This is a genomic window from Hymenobacter puniceus (genome assembly GCF_014333525.1).
GTDB lineage: Bacteria > Bacteroidota > Bacteroidia > Cytophagales > Hymenobacteraceae > Hymenobacter.
In genome coordinates, this window is record NZ_JACSCX010000002.1 from 815,522 (window position 1) to 833,952 (window position 18,431).

At 63.0% G+C, this 18,431-nt stretch carries 11 protein-coding genes; 1 reads left to right on the forward strand and 10 read right to left on the reverse strand.

Features of this window, described 5'->3' with window-relative positions:
* Positions 1-144: 144 nt before the first annotated feature.
* Positions 145-432, forward strand: a complete 288-nt coding sequence (locus H8B14_RS08610) for a GNAT family N-acetyltransferase (RefSeq protein ID WP_187315206.1) — start codon at positions 145-147, stop codon at positions 430-432.
* Between the two features lie 78 nt (positions 433-510).
* Here the strand turns inward: H8B14_RS08610 and H8B14_RS08615 are convergent, their stop codons facing one another.
* The 10 genes from H8B14_RS08615 to H8B14_RS08660 form a co-directional block, all read right to left on the reverse strand.
* On the reverse strand, positions 511-2,829 hold the full coding sequence (locus H8B14_RS08615) for an endonuclease (protein WP_187315207.1): 2,319 nt from the start codon (positions 2,827-2,829) through the stop codon (positions 511-513).
* 193 nt (positions 2,830-3,022) lie between these two features.
* Positions 3,023-3,538 carry a fasciclin domain-containing protein gene (locus H8B14_RS08620; RefSeq protein ID WP_261989949.1) on the reverse strand — a complete coding sequence of 172 codons (516 nt, stop codon included), beginning with the start codon at positions 3,536-3,538 and terminating at the stop codon, positions 3,023-3,025.
* A gap of 367 nt (positions 3,539-3,905) precedes the next feature.
* Complete coding sequence (locus tag H8B14_RS08625; RefSeq protein ID WP_187315208.1) at positions 3,906-4,580, reverse strand: SOS response-associated peptidase; 675 nt, start codon at positions 4,578-4,580, stop codon at positions 3,906-3,908.
* Positions 4,581-4,793: 213 nt separating this feature from the next.
* The gene (locus H8B14_RS08630) at positions 4,794-6,269 is read right to left on the reverse strand and encodes a glycoside hydrolase family 30 protein (RefSeq protein ID WP_187315209.1); all 1,476 of its coding nucleotides are present in this window, start codon (positions 6,267-6,269) and stop codon (positions 4,794-4,796) included.
* Between the two features lie 79 nt (positions 6,270-6,348).
* Complete coding sequence (locus tag H8B14_RS08635) at positions 6,349-7,803, reverse strand: glycoside hydrolase family 30 protein (RefSeq protein ID WP_187315210.1); 1,455 nt, start codon at positions 7,801-7,803, stop codon at positions 6,349-6,351.
* 175 nt (positions 7,804-7,978) lie between these two features.
* Positions 7,979-9,421 carry a glycoside hydrolase family 30 protein gene (locus tag H8B14_RS08640; protein ID WP_187315211.1) on the reverse strand — a complete coding sequence of 481 codons (1,443 nt, stop codon included), beginning with the start codon at positions 9,419-9,421 and terminating at the stop codon, positions 7,979-7,981.
* A gap of 286 nt (positions 9,422-9,707) precedes the next feature.
* Complete coding sequence (locus H8B14_RS08645; protein WP_187315212.1) at positions 9,708-11,210, reverse strand: RagB/SusD family nutrient uptake outer membrane protein; 1,503 nt, start codon at positions 11,208-11,210, stop codon at positions 9,708-9,710.
* A 13-nt stretch (positions 11,211-11,223) separates the two neighbouring features.
* Positions 11,224-14,439 carry a SusC/RagA family TonB-linked outer membrane protein gene (locus tag H8B14_RS08650; RefSeq protein WP_187315213.1) on the reverse strand — a complete coding sequence of 1,072 codons (3,216 nt, stop codon included), beginning with the start codon at positions 14,437-14,439 and terminating at the stop codon, positions 11,224-11,226.
* 82 nt (positions 14,440-14,521) lie between these two features.
* On the reverse strand, positions 14,522-15,400 hold the full coding sequence (locus H8B14_RS08655) for a PfkB family carbohydrate kinase (RefSeq protein ID WP_187315214.1): 879 nt from the start codon (positions 15,398-15,400) through the stop codon (positions 14,522-14,524).
* A gap of 182 nt (positions 15,401-15,582) precedes the next feature.
* A complete protein-coding gene (locus H8B14_RS08660) occupies positions 15,583-18,363 on the reverse strand; it encodes a substrate-binding domain-containing protein (protein WP_187315215.1) in 2,781 nt (926 codons plus the stop codon).
* Positions 18,364-18,431: the final 68 nt, after the last annotated feature.

The following is an 18,431-nucleotide window of genomic DNA, read 5'->3' on the forward strand; positions in this document are numbered from 1 at the left end:
AGAGGCCCAGTTAGCTGGGTAGAGTTGCATACGCAGGGTGCCCAGCTCAAGGATACGCTAGCCCCAAAAAAATCCTGCTACTGTCTTTGCGCGTACAGCTTCCGGCCACTAGGCCCCACTTTCGTTTTTAGCCTCCTTCCACTTATGCCCAGCACCATCGAACACCACCCCCAGGACCAGGAATTCATTGCCACCTCCAACGACCACACCGGCGAGCTGGCCTACAGCACGCCCACCGAAGGCGTCGTAGACTTCACGCACACTTTCGTAGACGAAGCCCTGCGCGGCCAGGGCGTGGGCGAGGAGCTGGCCCGCGCTGGCCTGGACTACGCCCGCCAGCACCAGTTGCGGGTGCGCACCAGCTGCAAGTTCATGGCCGCCTTCGTGCGCCAGCATTCCGAGTTCCAGGACTTGCTGGATAGCAAAGCCTAACGGCCAGCTTGCAGACCACAAAAAAGCCCCGGCTTCCATCAGGAAACCGGGGCTTTTTAGCTTGAAAATGGGAGCTGCTTAGTGCTTCACGGCCACGCGGCTGGTGTAGCGCACGCCGTCTACCACTACCCGCACTGAATAAAGGCCGGCGGGCAGGTTCTGCACCTCAATCAGGGTGGCATCGGCGCCGCTGATGGTGCGCTCCTGGAGCAGCACTTGCTGGCCCAGGGCGTTGTAGAGGCGAATGTCGGCAGCGTGGCGGCCGCGCAATCCGGCAATCTGTACCTGCACGGCCGTGGCGGCTGGGTTGGGATACACGGCCAGGCCAGTGTTCAGCGGCGCATTTTTCACCGTTGAGCTGACGATGCAGGCAGTGCTGGTATGGCGGCCGACGTTGGTGTACACGTCAGTGCCCAAGGCCTGCCAGGTGCTGGCGCCCACACTCCAGCGGGTTTCGCCGCGGGCCACGGTGGGCTTGCGCACCAGCGTGTTGTCGGTGGTGGAGCCACCGCCCGGAATGGTCCAGGTGGTGCCGGGGTCGGTGCCAATCACGCCGATAACGTCCAGCGTGTCAGAGCCATCAAACAAGGCCAGCGCGTCGTCGCCGTTGAAGAAACACACCGCCGACTGCAGATCAGTCTGGCCCAGCACCACCGAGGAAACCACACCGGTATTAGCCACCACGTACACGTCGCCGGGGGCAATGGTGCCGCTCAGGGCCTGGGTGGCCGTGGGCGTGCTCGAGCCGTTGGCAAACAGCTCCAGGCGCAGGCCCGTCAGGCTGATAGGCGCGCTGGTGGGGTTGAAGATTTCCACGGCCTTGGTGTTGCTGGCGGCGCCTTCCACGTACTCCGAGAAGTACAGGTCGGTGCAAGGCGAGCCGGCGGGCGCCTGGTCGTCGTTGAGGATGGTAAGCGTGTGCGTGATAGGCGCTACCACCAGCACGGTGGCGTTGGTAGGCGTGCCCAAGCGCAAACGCACCGTTTCGTTGGGCTCAGGGGCCACGTCGCCGTTCACGGTGAGGTTCACGGAAGCAGTGCTCGTGCCGGGCGAGAAAATCAGGCTGGCCGTAGTCAGCACAAAGTCGGTAGCGTCGGCGGTAGTGCCGCTGGTTTCCACGGTCACGGGCACCGAAACCCCGGTAGTCGGAATGTTCTCGGCCGCTACGCTGATGGAGTAGCTGGTGGTGCCGCTGTTGCCTTCCGTGAGGCTAGCCATGGCCGATGTAAAGCGCACGGATGGCGGCGTGCCGTCGTCGTTGGTGATGGTAAGCTCCTGCGAGGCCGGGCCGCCGATGGCCGCACCGCTGGCTGCATTCTGCAGTGCCAGTACCACGGTTTCATTGGCTTCGGCCTGGGTGTCGCCGTTCACCGTCACGGTTACGGTCTGGCTAGTCTGGCCGGCGGCGAAGGTCAGCGTCTGGGGCGAAGTGAAAGTGAAATCCTGGCCGCTGGTGGCAGTGGAGTTGGCGGCGTCAAACGCTACCTGCACGGTGAGGGCAGCGGTTGGCGCGGGTGTCACGTTCACGGTAGCCGTGTAGGTGGTGGTGCCGCTGTTGCCCTCCGTGATGCTGCCGGTGGCGGAAGCAAACGAGAAAGTAGGTACCACCTGGAAACCCCAGGCGCGGGCCACGAGGTCGGGGAAAGCAATGTAGGGGTTGAAGTTGCCCTGGCTTTTGGCGGCACGGCGGTTTCGCTCTCGCTCCCGGGCATCTACCGGGTCGGCCAGGTGCCACTGATACAAGGTGTTCAAGTCTGCCAGCGCCGTAATAACGTCTTTGCCGGGGTCGAACGTCTGGCCCTGGTGCATGGTGTAGAAGTAGAACGCACACCGGGCCAGGTTGCCCTTGTGGTCTTCGCGGGGCTCAAACTGCGAGTTAGTATCCTCGCTGTACTCTTCGATGTTGCTGGTCGGGATAGTGGTCTGGCTGCTGTTGCCACGAATCCACTTGGTGGTCTGGTTGTCCGGGATTTCCGCAAACGGATCCGAGCCGCGGTCAGAGTTCCACTGAATCACGGTTGGGAACAGATGGTGGATATCGGAGCGCATGCGCACTACCTCGTTGAACCATGACTGCGGAATGCTATGCTCACAATTGATGTTGCTGACCACGCCCGGGTTGGTGCTGGTAGAGTCGAGGCGCACGGTTTCCTGGTAGCCGGAGTATACGCACGTCACGCGGCCCTGGAAGTTATCGACGTAGTTGTACATCTTGCCCCGGGCGACATTATAGCTAAGCTCAGTGCGCTTGCCATCATACCAGTTCTGGCGCAGCCAGTCTTTCAGGGCCTGGCCCTGCAGAGAGGTAGGCGGGGCAGGCGGTAAAGTTTGCGCTGAAGCCACGACACTGCTCAAGGTCAGCGCCGCGCCCAGCAAACGGGCGAAAAAGTGTTTCATGCTGGCAAAAAGAGGTAAGGAAAACGTCAGCTAAGGTCGGGAATTTATAGCAATGGTAGCGTGGCTAAATTGTTACCTGCCTAGCAGTTGCTGCCAACCAGGGCCCTGCGCACAACAAGAAGGCCTGCCTCACCAGGAGACAGGCCTTCTTGTTGTGCGCAGGGCCGGAAATCCGGCCGGCTGGCTTTCTGGCTTACTTAGTAGGCATCAGCACCGTGTCAATTACGTGCGTGATGCCGTTGCTCGATACCACGTTCGGGATGGTAACGTTGGCCATGCCGCCTTTGGCATCATGAATCATTACAGAGTTGCCGCTGCGGTGCACGGTCAGGTTTTCGCCTTCCACGGTGGTCAGCGTCTGGCCGTCTTTCAGGTCGGCAGCCATCAGGCGGCCGGGCACTACGTGGTAGGTGAGGATGGTGGTGAGCTTGGTTTTGTTTTCAGGCATCACCAGCGTGTTTACGGTGCCAGCGGGCAGCTTATCGAAAGCAGCGTTGGTAGGAGCAAATACCGTGAATGGGCCAGCGCCTTTCAGCGTCTCCACGAGGCCGCCAGCCTTCACGGCCGCTACCAGCGTGGTGTGGTCTGAAGAGCCCACGGCGTTATCCACGATGTCTTTATCGGGCGTCATCATGGCGCCACCTACCATTACCCCGCCCGTTGCAGCAGTGCCCATGGTGCCGGAGCTCATGGAGGCATCGCCGCTCATCTTCATTTCCTTCATGTCCTTGCCTTTGCGGGGCTTGGTGGTGGCTTTCATCTTCGAGCCATCAGCGGCTTCGCCTTTCACCTTCATTTTGCCGTCGTCGGCCACCTTGGTTTTGGTGGTCATTTCGCCGTCTTTGGTTTTGGTCTTCTCGTCGTCCGACTTGGTTTTGGCGGTCTGGGCGGCGGCAGTAGAGGTCAGGCCAACGTTTACGGCCAGGGCCAGCGTGGCTACGGAAAGGAATTTCTTAAACATGGGTGTGAGAGCTATTAGTGAGTGAGAAGAGGTCAGTTTGGGGCCTTATACGGGCTGAGGCCAGGAATAGATATAGCCAGAGCTATAAAGGCCTCCCGATGTTCTGCGCAGGCTTTTAGGCAGCCGGCAGCAGAACCGTAGGGTCGTTGTGGCTGGGTGAGTTCACCAGCGTGCTTACCACGTACTCCTGCATCTGGTCGGCGGCGTAGGGCAGCAGCAGGCTTTGGTGGGCGGCCGGGCCCAGGCCGTCGTCCAGCCAGGCCAGCTCGGCCGCACGGCCCGGCAGAATCACGGGCATGCGGTTATGGATGCGGGCCATCAGCTCGTTGGGCTCGGTCGTGACGATGGTGAATGTAGGCAGCACCTCGCCGCTGGCGCGGTCCAGCCACTCGTCCCAGAGGCCGGCAAAAGCGTAGGGCTGCTCATCCTGGAGCAGGATGCGGTGCGGCGTTTTGGGGCCTTTGCTGCCGCCGGTCTGCTGCCATTCGTAGAAGCTGTCGGCCAGCACCAGGCAGCGCCGCCGCTGCAGCAGCTGCCGAAATGAGGGCTTTTCGGTTAGCGTTTCGGCGCGGGCGTTGATGGGCTGCGGGCCGGTGGTGCGGTCTTTCACCCAGGCCGGCACCAGTCCCCACTGAAACAGCTGCACCCGCCCCGGCTCGGTGTTCGTGACGACGGGCAGGCGCTGCGAAGGCGCAGCGTTGTAGTTGGGCAGAAGGTCGGCGGGCACAGCCACCTCGAAGCGTTCGGCAATAGTCGGAGCCGGGGCAATGAAGGTATAGCGGCCGCACATAAGCAGGAGAGGAAAAGTCAGAAAACAGTTTCCTCTGCAAACGGCCCACCCGCCACGGGGGTTGGTATTAGGGCGGCTTCAGGTACAAAAAAGGAACGTCATGCTGAGCTTGCCGAAGCATCTCTACCGCCAAAGTAACTTGATTACTATTGCGGTAGAAATGCTTCGGCAAGCTCAGCATGACGTTCTACGACGTTCTAATTATTTAGTAGGCTAGTTTACTACCATCGTCATGATGGAGTGGGCAGGGCTGTTGGCCGTGGCGCCCTGGCCCTGCATCCAGAGCTGGAAATCCTGGGCTTTGTCGCTGTTGTTCATCACCACCACGGCCACTTTGCCGTCGGGGTTGAGGAAGGCCGTGGTGCTCAGATGGTCGCGGTTGGAGGAGCTGATGATGCGCCGCGCACCGGGCTTGATGAACTTGGAGAAGTGGCCGATGTAGTAGTAGGCGTTGGTGTAAATCAGCTTGCCGGTGCGCGTGTCCCCAATGATGGGCGCGAAGCAGAAGTTCTGCACGTGGTTGGGGCCACCAGTCTGGTCGAGCAGGATGTTCCAGTCGGTCCAGCCCACGGTGCCGCTATTGAAGTCGTTGATCATGGAGTGGCCGTACCGCTCGCCCAGGGCCCAGTCGTTCACCTTATCGAAGTTGAATTTCTCTACGCAGCCTTCCGTGAACAATAGGTTGGTGTTGGGGTAAGCCTCGTGCACGCGCCGCAGGTTGTCGAAGAGCATGCTGCTGCCGGTCCAGGTTTCGTACCAGTGGTAGCCGATGCCCCACACGTATTGCGCGGCCTTGGGGTCGTCGAGGATGGTGCTAGCGCGCTGGTAGATCTGGTCGCGGTTGTGGTCCCAGGCAATAAGCTTCCGGTCGCCGAGGCCACCTTTCTTCAGCGTCGGGCCGAGGTATTCCTTGATAAAGTCGCGCTCCTCGGTGGCCGAGAAGATGCACGATTCCCACTTCTGCTTGGCCATAGGCTCGTTCTGCACACTCAGCCCCCAGATCGGAATGCCCTGGCGCTCATACTCTTTGATGAACTTTACATAGTAGTCTGCCCAGGTTTGGCGGTATTGGGGCAGCAGCTTGCCGCCGCGTAGCATGTCGTTGCTGTCCTTCATCCAGGCCGGTGGGCTCCAGGGGCTCACGTACATCGTGAGCTTGCCGCCGGCCGCCGCCTGAGCCTGCTTGATGAACGGAATCCGGAACTGCTCGTCGTGCTTGACGCTGAATGTTTTCAACTGCTCGTCTTTGTCGGCCACGTAGGTGTAGGGCGCGGTGGAGAAGTCGGAACTGTGGATGCTGGTGCGGGCCAGCGTGTAGCCGATGCCGGCCGTGGGGCTGTAGTAGGCCTGCATGAACTCCTGCTGGGTGGCCTTGGGCAGCTTGGCGTAGGTTTCGGCGGCGGCATCCGTTAGGGCCCCGCCAATGCCCAGCATGGTCTGGAACGTCTTGCCGGGGTCCACGAAGATGCAGACCTGCGTTTCCAGCGGCTGGCCCACCGGCTGCAGCGTCAGGCTGGTGCCGGCCGACAGCCGCAGGTCAGAGTTGGCGGCGGTGGTAAACACCTGGGCCTTTTTGCCAACGGCCGAATACGACTGAGAATTACCAAGATTTTTGGCGGCTTTCTGGGCCACGGCGCTGCCGCTGCACAAGGCAGCCACCAGCAGAGAAGGGAGGAGGGATTTGCGCATAGTAAGGAAGGTGGCGGGAGGCTCCGCCAGTACCGCCGGTGGGAGGCAGGTATGAAAAATCAGGAAGTGGTAGTGGGGGTTACCACACGTAGGTGCCCACGGCGCCGGCCGGCAGCGTGGTGCTGGCCGCCTTGCCGCGGTACTGAATGTCGAAGGACTGGTTGGTGGCGCTGGTGTTCTGCACAATCAGCACTTTCTGACCATTGGGCGCCTTAAAGGCCACATTGGTAAGGCTGCCGGGCGTAGTGGAGGCAATGCGCACCGAGCCGGGCCGCACAAACTTGGCTGCGTGGGCCACTGTGTAATAGGCCGTGTTGCGCTGAACCGTGTTACCGTTGATGGTGAGGGCGCCCAGGCAGGTGCTGCAGCCGCCGTTGGTGTGCGGGCCGTAGTTCTGGTCGGCGGCCAGGTTCCATTCCAGCACGTTGCGGCTCCAGTTGCGCGTACCCCCGATAATCAGGTTGTTGATGTGCCAGGTGAAGTCGGCGGCGAAGTTGCCGGGGCCGCCCACCCACTGCTCCGTGAAGTACACGCTCTTGGTTGGAAAGGCGTTGTGCACCTGGCTCATGGCGTTGATGTTGCCGGCGTACAGATGAAACGCCGAGCCATCCACGTAGCGGCTCACCTGCGGATCGGCCAGCAGGGCGAGCGGGTAATCGGTGCGGTCGGTGTTGTGGTCGTAGAGGATGATTTTGGTGGTCAGCCCGGCTGCCTGCAGCGCCGGCCCCAGGTTGTTTTTGATGAAGTTGCCCTGCTCCGGCGCAGTCATCAGCATGCTGGGGTTGTTGAAAGGATTCAGCGGCTCGTTCTGAATGGTTATGGCATCCAGGCGCACACCCTCGGCCTGCATCTGCTGCAGGTATTTCACGAAGTAGCGGGCGTACACGTCGTAGGACTCGGGCTTCAGAGAGCCGCCCACAAAGCTGCCGTTGGTTTTCATCCAGGTGGGCGCCGTCCAGGGTGAGCCCAGGATTTTCAGGCTGGGGTTGATCTGCAAAATCTCGCGCAGCACGGGCAGCAGGTCGGCGCGCTCGGGCTCCAGGCTGAAGCGGGCCAGCGTGGGGTCGGTCTGGCCGCCGGGCAGGTCGTTGTAGGTGAATTCGCGGCTGCTCAAATCGGAGGCTCCGATGCTGATGCGCAGGTAGCTCACGCCAATGCTACCGGCATCGGTGCCGAACAGCTCCCGTAGCAGCGTGGTGCGGGCCGCGGCCGGCAGCTGGTTGAGCAGCTGGGCACTGCCACCCGTGAGCGTGTACCCAAAGCCGTCGATGCCCTGAAACGTCTGCGTTGTGTCCACCACAATGGTCGGATTCTGCCCTACCGGCGTCAGGAAATTCAGCGCCAGCGTGCTTTTCTGGAACAGCGCCGTCTGATCGGTGGTAGTCAGCCACAGCGCCACCTGCGACGGGCCAGCAGGGGGCGGGGGCGTCACGGGCGGCGTCGGAGGTGTGGCCGGGTTCGGCGAATCGGTGCCGCAGTTGCTTAGGCCCAGCAGCAACGCGCCGGCCAGGGTGCAGATCAGGCTATGTTTCATGGAGTAGTAGTTAGTATTGGGTATTGAGTAGTTGGTCGGGAGCAAGCCGCTTAGCAGGATGATGGGTGTGCAATAATCAGCAGGAGGAGAGCAGGGTAACGGCGGCTGTGCATCTGCTGCCGCTACCCTTTCGATGCTCAATACCAACTACTCAATACCAACTACTCAATGCTACTTACCACACGTAGGTGCCCACGGCGCCGGGGGCCAGGGTGGAGGCAAACGTGCGGCCGGCGTGGCGCACGCTGAAGGTTTGGGCGGTGGGGTTGTCGTTCTGCACAATCAGCACCCGGTCGCCGTTGGGCGCCTTGAAGGCCACGTTGGCCAGCTTGCCGGTTACCGTGGAGGCTATGCGCACCGAACCGGGCCGCACAAACTTGCTGGCGTGCGCAATGATGTAGTAAGCATCTTCGCGGCTGACGGTGTTGCCATCCAGCGTGAGGGCGCCGCGGCACTCGGTGCAGCCGCCGGGCGTGTGCGGGTTCTGCTGCGGGTCGGCGGCCAGGTTCCACTCCAGCACTGTGCGGGCCCAGTTGCGCGTAGCCCCGATGATGAGCGTCCGCACGTGCCAGGGCAGGTTTTCCGAGAAGTTGCTCTTCGAGCCCACCCACTGCTCCGTGAAGTACAGGTTCTTGTCGGGGTGGGCGTCGTGCACCTGGCTCAGGGCCTCAATGGGGCCGGCGTAGAGGTGAAACGCCGAGCCGTCCACGTATTGCTTGGCTTCCGGGTCGTTGAGGATGGTAATCGGGTAATCGGGCCGGTCGGCGTTGTGGTCGTAGACGATGATTTTGGTGTCCAGCTTCGCCGCCTTAAACGTGGGACCGAGGTGCTTCTTCACGAACTCGGCCTGCTGCTCGGCCAGCATCAGCAGGCTAGGGTTGTTGCCGGGGTGCAGTGGCTCGTTCTGGATGGTAATAGCGTCAATCCGCACACCTTCGGCCTTCATCTGCTGCACATACTTCACGAAGTAGCGGGCGTAGGCGTCGTAAAACTCGGGCTTCAGCGAGCCGCCTTTGGAGTTGTTGTTGGTTTTCATCCAGGTCGGCGGCGACCAGGGCGAGCCGAGCAGCTTGATGGCCGGGTTGATGGCCAGAATCTCCTTCAGGATGGGCAGCAGGTGCGGCTTGTCGGGGGCGAGGCTGAACTTGGCGAGGGTGGGGTCGGTCTGGCCGGCGGGCAGGTCGTCGTAGCTGAAAACCTGGGCATCGAGGTCGGAAGCCCCGATGCTCAGGCGGAGGTAGCTGACGCCAATAGCGTTGCCGGTGGTGCCAAACAGCTCCTGCAGCAAAGCGGCCCGCTTGGGCGCATCCATGCGGTGCAGCAGCTCGGCGCTGCCGCCCGTCAGGCAGTACCCGAAGCCGTCAATCGGCTGGAACGTCTGGCTTTCATCGACTTCAATAAGAGTGCCCGCAGCCGGACTGGAACTCCACACGGGAGCAGGCTGCAGCTGAAACAAGGCCGATTTATCAGGATTGGTGAGCCAGAACGCGGCCGAACGGCTAGTGTTGGCCGCGGTAGGGGCGGTAGCGGTGCCGGCCTGGGGTGGCCGCTGGCAGCCTGCGCCAAGGCCCAGCAGCAGGAGTAGCGAAAAGCCGGTAGAACGGAAAGTGGAAATCATAGCAAATGGGAAGAGCAAAAAAGAGCAGGAGTGGTAGCCAGGTCCGGCAGTGGTAGCTGCCAGCCCAGGCCCCAAGGGCCGGTTCCGAGGTGTCCCCCCACGAAACCGGCCCTGGTTCCTGTTGGCCGGAAATGCGCCGGACCGCGCAGCTTGCCCCGAAGCGTTGCAGCGCCTCAGGTACAGAGGCCACCTCTGCCTTCCGACGAAAATTGAAGCCTTATCAGGGTCGTTCAGCAGATTCAACCAGGCTTCTTTTTTCGTTGGAATGACAGCGGCGGCCCTGCTGTTAGTACCCCGGGTTCTGGGTTACGTTGGGGTTGGTGTTGGTTTCCTGCTGCGGAATAGGCAGCAGCAGGTAGTTCACGTCGCGGCGGGTCAGCTTCTCCTGGATGGCGTCGAGGGCATCCTTGGGATGGTTGACGCCAGCCTGCGCGGCCTCGTGGCGGGTGTAGCGCAGCAGGTCAAACCACCGCTCGCCCTCGAAGGCCAACTCCAAACGGCGCTGCCGGTCGATTTCGTTGCGCAGCGTGGCCTGGCTGGCAGCTTCCGGCGAGGTGGCCGTGAGGGCGGCCAACCCGGCGCGGGTGCGCACCTGGTTGAGGGGAGGTAGCGCGGCGGCCGTCTGGCCTTGCTCGTTGGCGGCTTCGGCCTGCATCAGCAGCACATCGGCGTAGCGGATGACGTAGGTGTTGTCGGGCGAGTTGAAGCTGTTGGGGTTGCCGGGCCACTTGTACACGAAAGCACCATCGTCGTTGCCGGTGCCCGGGCCGCCGTCCACGTAGCTCACATGGTCGCGGCCGCCCGTCACGTTGCCGAGGTAGGCCCAGCGCAAATCGGTGCGGCGCTGCTGCGGGTTGTTGGGGGCGTACACGGTGGTGTCGGCGCCGTTGGGGCCGCCACCCAGCAGCTCGGGCGTGGGGATGTTGAACTTCGGAAACGAGAAGGTAGCGGGCGGCGCGGGCAACGCCACATCGGGGAAGATGTTGCCGCCATCATCAGCCCCCGCAAACTGCACTTCAAACACCGACTCGCGGCGGTTGTTGGCTGGATACAGGGCTTTGGGTGTGCTTTCGAGAGTGTAGAAGTTGCTGGCTACCACCTGCGCGGCGGCCGCACCGGCCGCGGCCCAGTTGCGCTGCGTGAGCTGTACGCGGGCCAGCAGGCCGTTCACCGAGCCACGGGTGGCGCGGGTGCGGCCCGTAGCGTCGCCGACCGGGGCCAGCTGAGCGGCCTGCGTGAGGTCGTCCACAATCTGCGCATACACCTGGTCGGCGCTGGCGCGGCTCAGGTTCAGCACGGCCGGGTCGCCGGTTTCGGTGGGCTCCAGGCGCAACGGCACGCCGCCGTACAGGCGCACCAGGTTGAAGTAGTGCAGGGCGCGCAGGAAGCGGGCCTCGCCCAGAATCTGGTTGCGGCGGGCTTCGGGCATGGCAATGGCCGGCACGTACTTCAGCACAGCATTGGCCCGGTTGATACCAATGTAGGAGGCGGTGTACACGGTGCGCACCTGCTTGGTGGTGGGGCGCCACGTGAAGCGGTCTAGGTCCGTCACGTCGCCGTTGGTGCTGGAGGCGTTGTCGGTCGGCATTTCGCCCACGGCAATCAAATCCAGGCCGTAGGTGCCTTCCTGCTGCAGGGCATCGTAGGCGGCCACGATGCCGGCCTCGGCGTCGTCGGCGTTCTGGAAAAAGTTGACGGGCGTGATGCTGGGCAGCGGCTCCTTATCGAGAATGTCGCAGCCGGTGGTAACCAGCAAAGCTGCCAGAATGGGATAGAGTATCTTTTTCATGGGTAGGAGTCGGTTAGAAAGTGGCGTTCAGGCCTACCGTGTAGGTGCGGGCCTGCGGATACACGCCCAGGTCGCGGCCAAAGCCAGTGCTGGAGAAGGGGTCGGCGCTTACTTCGGGGTCGTAGCCGGAGTAGTCGGTCCAGGTGAGCAGGTTCTGGCCCGTCACGTAGACGCGCACGCCGCTGATGCCGGATTTCTGCAGCACGCTCATGGGCAGGCCATACGCCAGCGTCAGGTTCTTGAGGCGCACATACGAGCCGTCCTCGATGAAGCGGCTGGACACCTGGTTGTTGCCGGCCGGGTCGCCGAACACGGCGCGGGGCACGTCGGTGTTGGTGTTGGTCGGGGTCCAGCGGTTCAGCACGCGGGTGGTTTGGTTGAGGGCCTGGCTCATGCCCTCGGTGGTGCGGCGGTTTTCGTTATAGAGGTCGTTGCCGAATGAGCCCTGAAAGAATACGCTCAACTCCAGCCCCTTGAACGAGAAGGTGTTCGTGACGCCTGCAATGGAGTTGGGGTTGGCATTGCCGATAATCGTGCGGTCCTGGTCGTTGATGCGGCCGTCGCCGTTCAGGTCCACAAACCGCTGGTCGCCGGCGCGGGCGTTAGGGTTCTGGGCCCGGGCCTCCGCATCGGTCTGGAAGATGCCGTCGGCCTGCAGGCCATAGAAAGTGCCCAACGGTGAGCCGTTGCGCACAATGTTATAGTCGTTGATGATCTGGCGGCCGCTCTCCTGGCCCTGCTCGTTGCGCACCGTCCCGATGTTGAGGACTTTGCCGCGGTTGAGCGTGAAGTTCAGGTTGGTGCTCCAGGCGAAGCCGTTATCCTCGGCGCGCACGTTCACCGTGTTCAAACCCAGCTCCAGGCCCTTGTTTTCCACTTCGCCCAGGTTCTGGATGATGTTGAGCGTCTGGGCGCCGGTGCTCAGCGGCAGCGGCACCTCAAACAGCAGGTCGGTGCTGCGCTTGCGGTACAAGTCGGCGTTGAAGGTCAGGCGGTCTTCCAGCAAGCTCAGGTCGAGGCCCAGGTTGGTTTGCTTGGTTACCTCCCAGCTCACGTCGGCGTTGCCGATGCGCTCCGGCGCGATACCGCCCGAAATGCTGCCGTTGCCCTGGTAGCCGAAGCCCGAGCCGTAGGTGGAGAAGCGCACGTAGTCGCCGATTTCCTGGTTGCCGTTTTCACCGTAGGACGCGCGCAGCTTCAGGCTGCTGATGGCGTCGGTCTGCGGGAAGAAGCTTTCCTTGCTGATGTTCCAGCCCGCACTGACGGCCGGGAAGTAGCCGAAACGCTTGTTTTTGGCAAAGCGGCTGGAACCGTCGGCCCGGAAGCTCACGGTGGCCAGGTACCGGTCGTCGTAGTTGTAGATGGCGCGCCCGAACGCGCTCAGCAGCGCCCATTCCGACTCGAAGCTGCTCACCGAGCGGTTGGCGGTGCCGGCAAACAGGTACGGCACGGCGTTGGACGGGAAGCCCGTGGCGCGGGCGTTGGACGTGAACCGGTTGGACGCCTGCACCGACTGGCCGGCCAGCAGCGTCAGGCGGCTTTTCTCGCCCAGCGTGAGGTTGTAGGTCAGCGTGTTTTCGTTCAGCCAAATCACCTGCTGGTCGGTGCCGGTGCGGGCCTGGCCGAGCGTAGCCGGGTCGGGCGTGCTGGTCTGGCGGTTGCCGGGGTACTCGCGGGTCACGTACTCATTCTCCACCTGCGAGCGGAAATCAATGCCCAGCGACGAGCGGAACTGCAGGTTGTCGAGGATGTCCAGCTCGCCGTAGATGTTGCCGATGGCCTGGTAGATGAGGGCCTTGTTGCGGGTTTCCAGCAGGTTGCCCACGGGGTTGTCGAAGCTGCTGTTGAAGGGGTTGGTGGCGTAAGTGCCGTCGGCGTTGCGCACGGGCAGCGTCGGAATCTGGGTGATGGTGCCCAGCACCGTGCCGCCGTTGCCGGAGCCGCGCTCCGAGCGCACCGAGCCGTTGTTGTTGGTGCGGCTCAGGTTCAGGTTAGTGCCGATACGGAACCGCTGGCTTACTTCCTGGTCGAGGTTGATGCGGAAGCTGAACCGGTCGAAGCCGGAGTTGCGGAAGATACCGTCCTGCTTGAAGTAGCCGCCGCTCACATAATAGCGGGTTTTGTCGGAGCCGCCGCTCACGTTGAGCTGGTAGTTCTGGATGGCGGCTGTGCGGTACACCTCGTCCTGCCAGTCAGTGTTGGCGGGCAGGTTGTTGAGGTCGGGGTAGGCGGCGGTGCGGCCGCCGTTGATCAAGGCTTCGTTGTAGTACTCGGCAAACTGGCGGGCGTTGAGCACGTCCAGCTTTTTGCGCAGCTGCTGCTGGCCGTAGTACATGCTGAGGCCCACCTGGGCCTTACCGGCCCTGCCGCGCTTGGTCGTGATAACTACCACGCCGTTGGAAGCACGCACGCCGTAAATAGCGGCCGCCGCGCCGTCCTTCAGCACGTCGATGCTTTCGATGTCGCTGGGGTTGAGGGCATTCAGCGGGTTCGGCGACTGGTTGCTCAAGCCGCCCAGCTCCCGGTTGTAGGTCGGCAGCACCGGCACGCCGTCAATCACATACAGCGGGCTGTTCGACAAGCTCACCGACGAGTTGCCCCGAATCCGGACGTTGATGCCCGCGCCGGGCGCGCCGCTCGGCGAGGTCACCTGCACGCCGGGCGTCTGGCCCTGCAGCGCCTGGTCGAAGCCGGCCACCGTCTGCCGCTCAATCTGCCGCGCCCCCACCGAAGACACGGCCGTGGTCAGCTCTTGGCGGGTCTGGGTGCCGTAGCCTACTACCACCACTTCGTTCAGTGCCTGGGTGTTTTCGGCCAGGGTGGTGGCGGCCACCTGCGTGGTCTGGCCATCTACTACCGTTATTGGCAGGCGCGTCGTGGTGAAGCCAATCGAGGAAATAACCAGCGTCTGCGGGCCAGCCGGCACGTTCGGGATGGTGAAGTTACCGTTGGCATCGGTGGCGCTACCTAGGGTAGTGCCTTCCACCACTACCGTCACGCCGGGCAGAGCCTCGCCCTTGGCATCCACCACCCGCCCCGAAACGGGACCGTTGAAGGCAGCAAAGAGGTTGTTGCCGGACTCATTAGCGGGCAGGGTGGGGGCGTAGGCCAGCGCCGCGCCAGGCTGGGCGGCTGCCAGGCCCGAGAGCAGCAAGCTGCCCACGGCCGGCGTCAGCAGCAGGCGCCGGAAGGGCAGCTTGCCCTGCGGAGATTGTAAAGGGAACGACATGGGAAAGTAGGTTAGGTGAGACGAAGTAGGGTAGGACAGAACTGAAAAAGCGGACCCGCAGGCGGGTGGAAACTCGAAGAAGTCAGCCGGAAAGCGCCGCAATGGCCGCCTCTGATAATGGGGCAGCCGCTCCGGGCTGCGTGGCTACCAGCGCCGCCGCCGCGCAGGCCCGCCGCAAACTGGTGGCCGGATTGGCGGTGGGCCAGTCAGCTAGTAGTGCAGCCAGGAAGGCGTCGCTGCTGCCTAGTGTGCCGGGCGCGGCCACTGCAAAGCCGGCCTGCTCCAGCAGGTGGCCGCTGTGCCAGAGCGTGGCGCCGGCGGCGCCCCGGGTAAGGCATACGGCCTGCAGCCCGAAGTGCGCCGCCAGCCACGGCAGCGCCGTAGCCGGGGTGTCGGGCTGGCCCAGCCAACCCATTATTTCGGTTAGCTCGGCTTCATTGAGCTTCACTAGATCGGCTTGGCGGAGGAGGTACTGCACCACCGAGCGGGTGTAGTGCGGGGCGCGCAAATTCACGTCGAACACTTTGTAAGACGCCACTTGCAGCAGGCGGTACAGCGTCTCGCGGGTGGTCAGGCCGCGGGCCGCCAACGAGCCATATACCAGCATCCGGGAAGCGGCTACAGTGTCGCGCAGCTCGTCGGTGTGCTGCAGGTAGTCCCAGGCCACGGGCTCCACCACTTTGTAGGTGGCGTGGCCGTGGCGCAAGGTCACTTTCACCACGCCCGTCAGGTGGGTCTGGCTGTGCTGGATCAGCTCCGGACCCAGGCCCTGCGCGGTTAGCTCACGCAGCAGATCCGTGCCCAGCTCGTCGTCGCCGACGCGGCTGATGAGCTGCACCGGCTGCCCCAGCTGCCGCAGGTGCCGCGCCACATTGAACGGCGCCCCGCCGGGCTGGCGGCCATCGGGCAGCATGTCCCAGAGGAACTCACCGAGGCAGACAATGGGGGCAACTGGGTTCATGGAGGCAAGACGATTTCAACAAAAGTCGCCTACTGCCCTCCCGAAGGCTTGCTCATTTATATCAAAATCCGAACAGGGAAATAATTGAGTTTATGTCATTGATAGTTAATGATTTGAAAATAAAAAAACCGAGCCTGTAACAGGCTCGGTTTCGTTTTTAGCACACAGCTTTCAAGATTGTATCAGTGGTGCGGGGTGATGTGCAGAGCCCGGAACTCGGAAGGCGAAATCTGGTAGCGGCCCTTGAAGCTGGTGGAGAAGTAGGAGGGCGAGGAGAAGCCCAGCTCGTAAGCCACATCGGCAATGCTGAGGGCGTCGTCGAGCAGCAACTCGCGGGCTTTGGTGAGGCGCAGATTCTGGATGAAGTCCGTGACGCCGGTGCCCAGCAGCGCCTTCACCTTGCGGTAGAGCTGCATGCGCGAAATGCCCAAACTGCGGGCAATATCTTCCACGCTCAGGTCTGTGCGGGTGAGGTGGGCCTCCACAATGGCCGTGAGGTCGGCCAGGAATTTCTGATCGGGATTGGTGAGCACCGTAGCCGTATCCACGCTCAGCTCGCGCCGGAAATGCTCACGCTGGCGGGCGCGGTTGGCCAGCAGAGTCCGCACGCTTTCCAGCAAAAAGGTGGGGTTGAAGGGCTTGGTGAGGTAGAGGTCGGCGCCGGCCTGCACGCCTTCCACCTGTTGCTCGGGGGCGCTGCGGGCCGTGAGGAGCACCACCGGAATGTGGCTGGTGCGCCAGTCGGCCCGCAGCTGGGTCACCACTTCCAGGCCGCTCAGGCCGGGCATCATCACGTCGCACACAATCAGGTCCGGAATCAGGTCGGTGGCCATGCGAAAGCCGGTGTGGCCATCGGTGGCGCTCTGCACCCGGAAATCGGTGCGCAGCCGCCGCGCCAGAAAGTCGTTTACCTCGGGGTTGTCCTCAATCACCAGCACCAGCGTTTCGCTGCCGCCGTCGGTTGGGGCGGCCGTGGTGGCTTCCAGCTCGGGGCTGAAGGTGGTGGCAATGGCCTCGGGCTCATCGAGCAGGAAGCTAGCCGTGGGCGTGTCGGAGGTGGCGCGCAAGGCTTCCGGCAGCTCGCGCGGCAAAGCCACCACAAATGTGCTACCCTGGCCGGGCTGGCTGCTGAACGTGAGCTGGCCCTGGTGCAGGCGCACCAGCCCCTGCGCCAGCGCCAGCCCCATGCCCGATCCTTTGGCCACGGCGCCCTGGTCGCCCTGGTAAAACCACTCGAAAATGTGGGCCCGGTCCTGGTCGCTGATGCCGCGGCCCGTGTCGGCAATGCTCACGCGCAGCCCCTGGCCGTCGGGGCTGGCCTGCAGGCTGATGGTGATGCAGCCTTGCTCGGGCGTGAACTTCAGGGCGTTGGACAGCAGGTTGAAGAACACCTTGTCGAGGATGTTACCGTCAAACCAGGCCAGCAGCTCGGGCTCGGCGGCCAGAAACCGCAGCTGCACGCCGCGCAGCCGGGCCGGCTTCTCGAAGGCATCCACTATTTCGCGCACGAAGGCCACGAGGTTGCCGTAGGTGGCGTGCACGGCCATCTTGCCCACCTCGATTTTGCGAAAATCCAGCAGCTGATTCACCAGCTGCAGCAGCCGCTGGGTGTTGCGGCGCACCAGCGCCAGGTCCTGGTGCTGGGCAGCGGTGAGGTCGGGCGTGCTGGTGAGCAGTTCTTCCACCGGCCCCAGAATCAGGGTGAGCGGCGTGCGCAACTCGTGGGAGAAGTTGGTGAAAAAGCGCAGCTTGGCCTCCGTGTCGGCGCGCGACTGCTCAGCCAGGGCTTCCAGCTGGTTGCGCTGCAGCCGGATTTCCTCGTTCTGCTGCTGCAGCTGCTGGTTGATTTTGTCGTTTTCGGCGTTGCGCAAGGCCAGCTGCTGGTTGATCTGCCGGTTGCGGCGGGCCGAATGCCAGGCCAGCGTGCCCAGCACCACCGCGCCAAGCAGCGTCGCCAGTAGGCCATTCAGCACGGTCTGCTGGCTGGCGTAGGTGGCGCGCAGTTGTTGCAGCAAGCCCTGCTGCCGCTCGATGTCGCGCTGCTGGCTGACCATCTTATCGGTTTGCTGCTGCATGGTCCGCACGTTGGTCGAGTCGATGACGATGGTGCCGAGCGTGTTTTCCTTGTCGTAGGGCTGCTTGTTCAGGATTTTCAGGGCGGTGCGCATGGCATCCTCACCGCCCGGCGCATACAGAATGCTGGCGTCGAGCACACCGCGCTGCACCAGGTCAATGCCCTCTCCCTTGCCCACCAGCCCGTCTACGCCAATGATGCGCACCTGGCCAGCCAGCCCGAGCTGCTGGCACACTTCGTAGGCACCACGGCCCATGGCATCGTTGTGGGCGAAAATCAGCGTCACATTGGGGTGGGCGCGCAATGCCTCCGTTAAGGCCGGTTTCAAAGTTTTCTCCTGCCAGTTGCCGGTCACCTGGGCCACTACCCGCAAGCCGGGAGAAGCTTTCAGGCCTTCCATGAAACCCTGGTGGCGCTCCGAAGTAGCCGAGGAGCCCGGGGTACCCAAAATCTCAATCAGCTCGCCCTGCGGCCGGCCCAGCAGGCGGGCGCCGTAGCGGGCCGCCGTCTGGCCCACTTCCAGGTTGTCGCCGCCCACGTAAGCAGTGTAGCGCTGCGACGCGGTGCGGCGGTCCAGCAGCACCACCGGAATGCCCTGCGCATACGCCTCTTCCACGGCCGGCGTCACGGGGCCAGCCTCATACGGCGACACAATCAGCAGATCGAGGCCGCCCTGCACCAGCTTGCGGATCTGCTGCTGCTGCAGGTCGCTGTTGTCGTGGGCGTCGGTGGTGCGCAGCTGCACTTCGGGGTGGAAACTCAGCTCCCGGTTCATGCCGTTGAGCATGGCCTCGCGCCACGGCCCCGACGTGCTGCACTGCGAGAATCCGATGCGGTAGGCCGGTTTTTTGGTTGGTTCCGTACAGCCCGCCAGCAGCGTTCCGGCCAATAGCAACAGCAACCGAAGCTCCCGAAAGAGTCCTGCTTTTCTCAAGTGACAACCGGCCCTGCCAGGGG

Coding starts and splice junctions, on each gene's coding strand:
- H8B14_RS08635 (WP_187315210.1), bottom strand. CDS start 7,803: ATGAAACATAGCCTGATCTGCACCCTGGCCGGCGCGTTGCTGCTGGGC.
- H8B14_RS08630 (WP_187315209.1), bottom strand. CDS start 6,269: ATGCGCAAATCCCTCCTCCCTTCTCTGCTGGTGGCTGCCTTGTGCAGC.
- H8B14_RS08650 (WP_187315213.1), bottom strand. CDS start 14,439: ATGTCGTTCCCTTTACAATCTCCGCAGGGCAAGCTGCCCTTCCGGCGC.
- H8B14_RS08655 (WP_187315214.1), bottom strand. CDS start 15,400: ATGAACCCAGTTGCCCCCATTGTCTGCCTCGGTGAGTTCCTCTGGGAC.
- H8B14_RS08620 (WP_261989949.1), bottom strand. CDS start 3,538: ATGAGCGGCGATGCCTCCATGAGCTCCGGCACCATGGGCACTGCTGCA.
- H8B14_RS08615 (WP_187315207.1), bottom strand. CDS start 2,829: ATGAAACACTTTTTCGCCCGTTTGCTGGGCGCGGCGCTGACCTTGAGC.
- H8B14_RS08645 (WP_187315212.1), bottom strand. CDS start 11,210: ATGAAAAAGATACTCTATCCCATTCTGGCAGCTTTGCTGGTTACCACC.
- H8B14_RS08625 (WP_187315208.1), bottom strand. CDS start 4,580: ATGTGCGGCCGCTATACCTTCATTGCCCCGGCTCCGACTATTGCCGAA.
- H8B14_RS08610 (WP_187315206.1), top strand. CDS start 145: ATGCCCAGCACCATCGAACACCACCCCCAGGACCAGGAATTCATTGCC.
- H8B14_RS08640 (WP_187315211.1), bottom strand. CDS start 9,421: ATGATTTCCACTTTCCGTTCTACCGGCTTTTCGCTACTCCTGCTGCTG.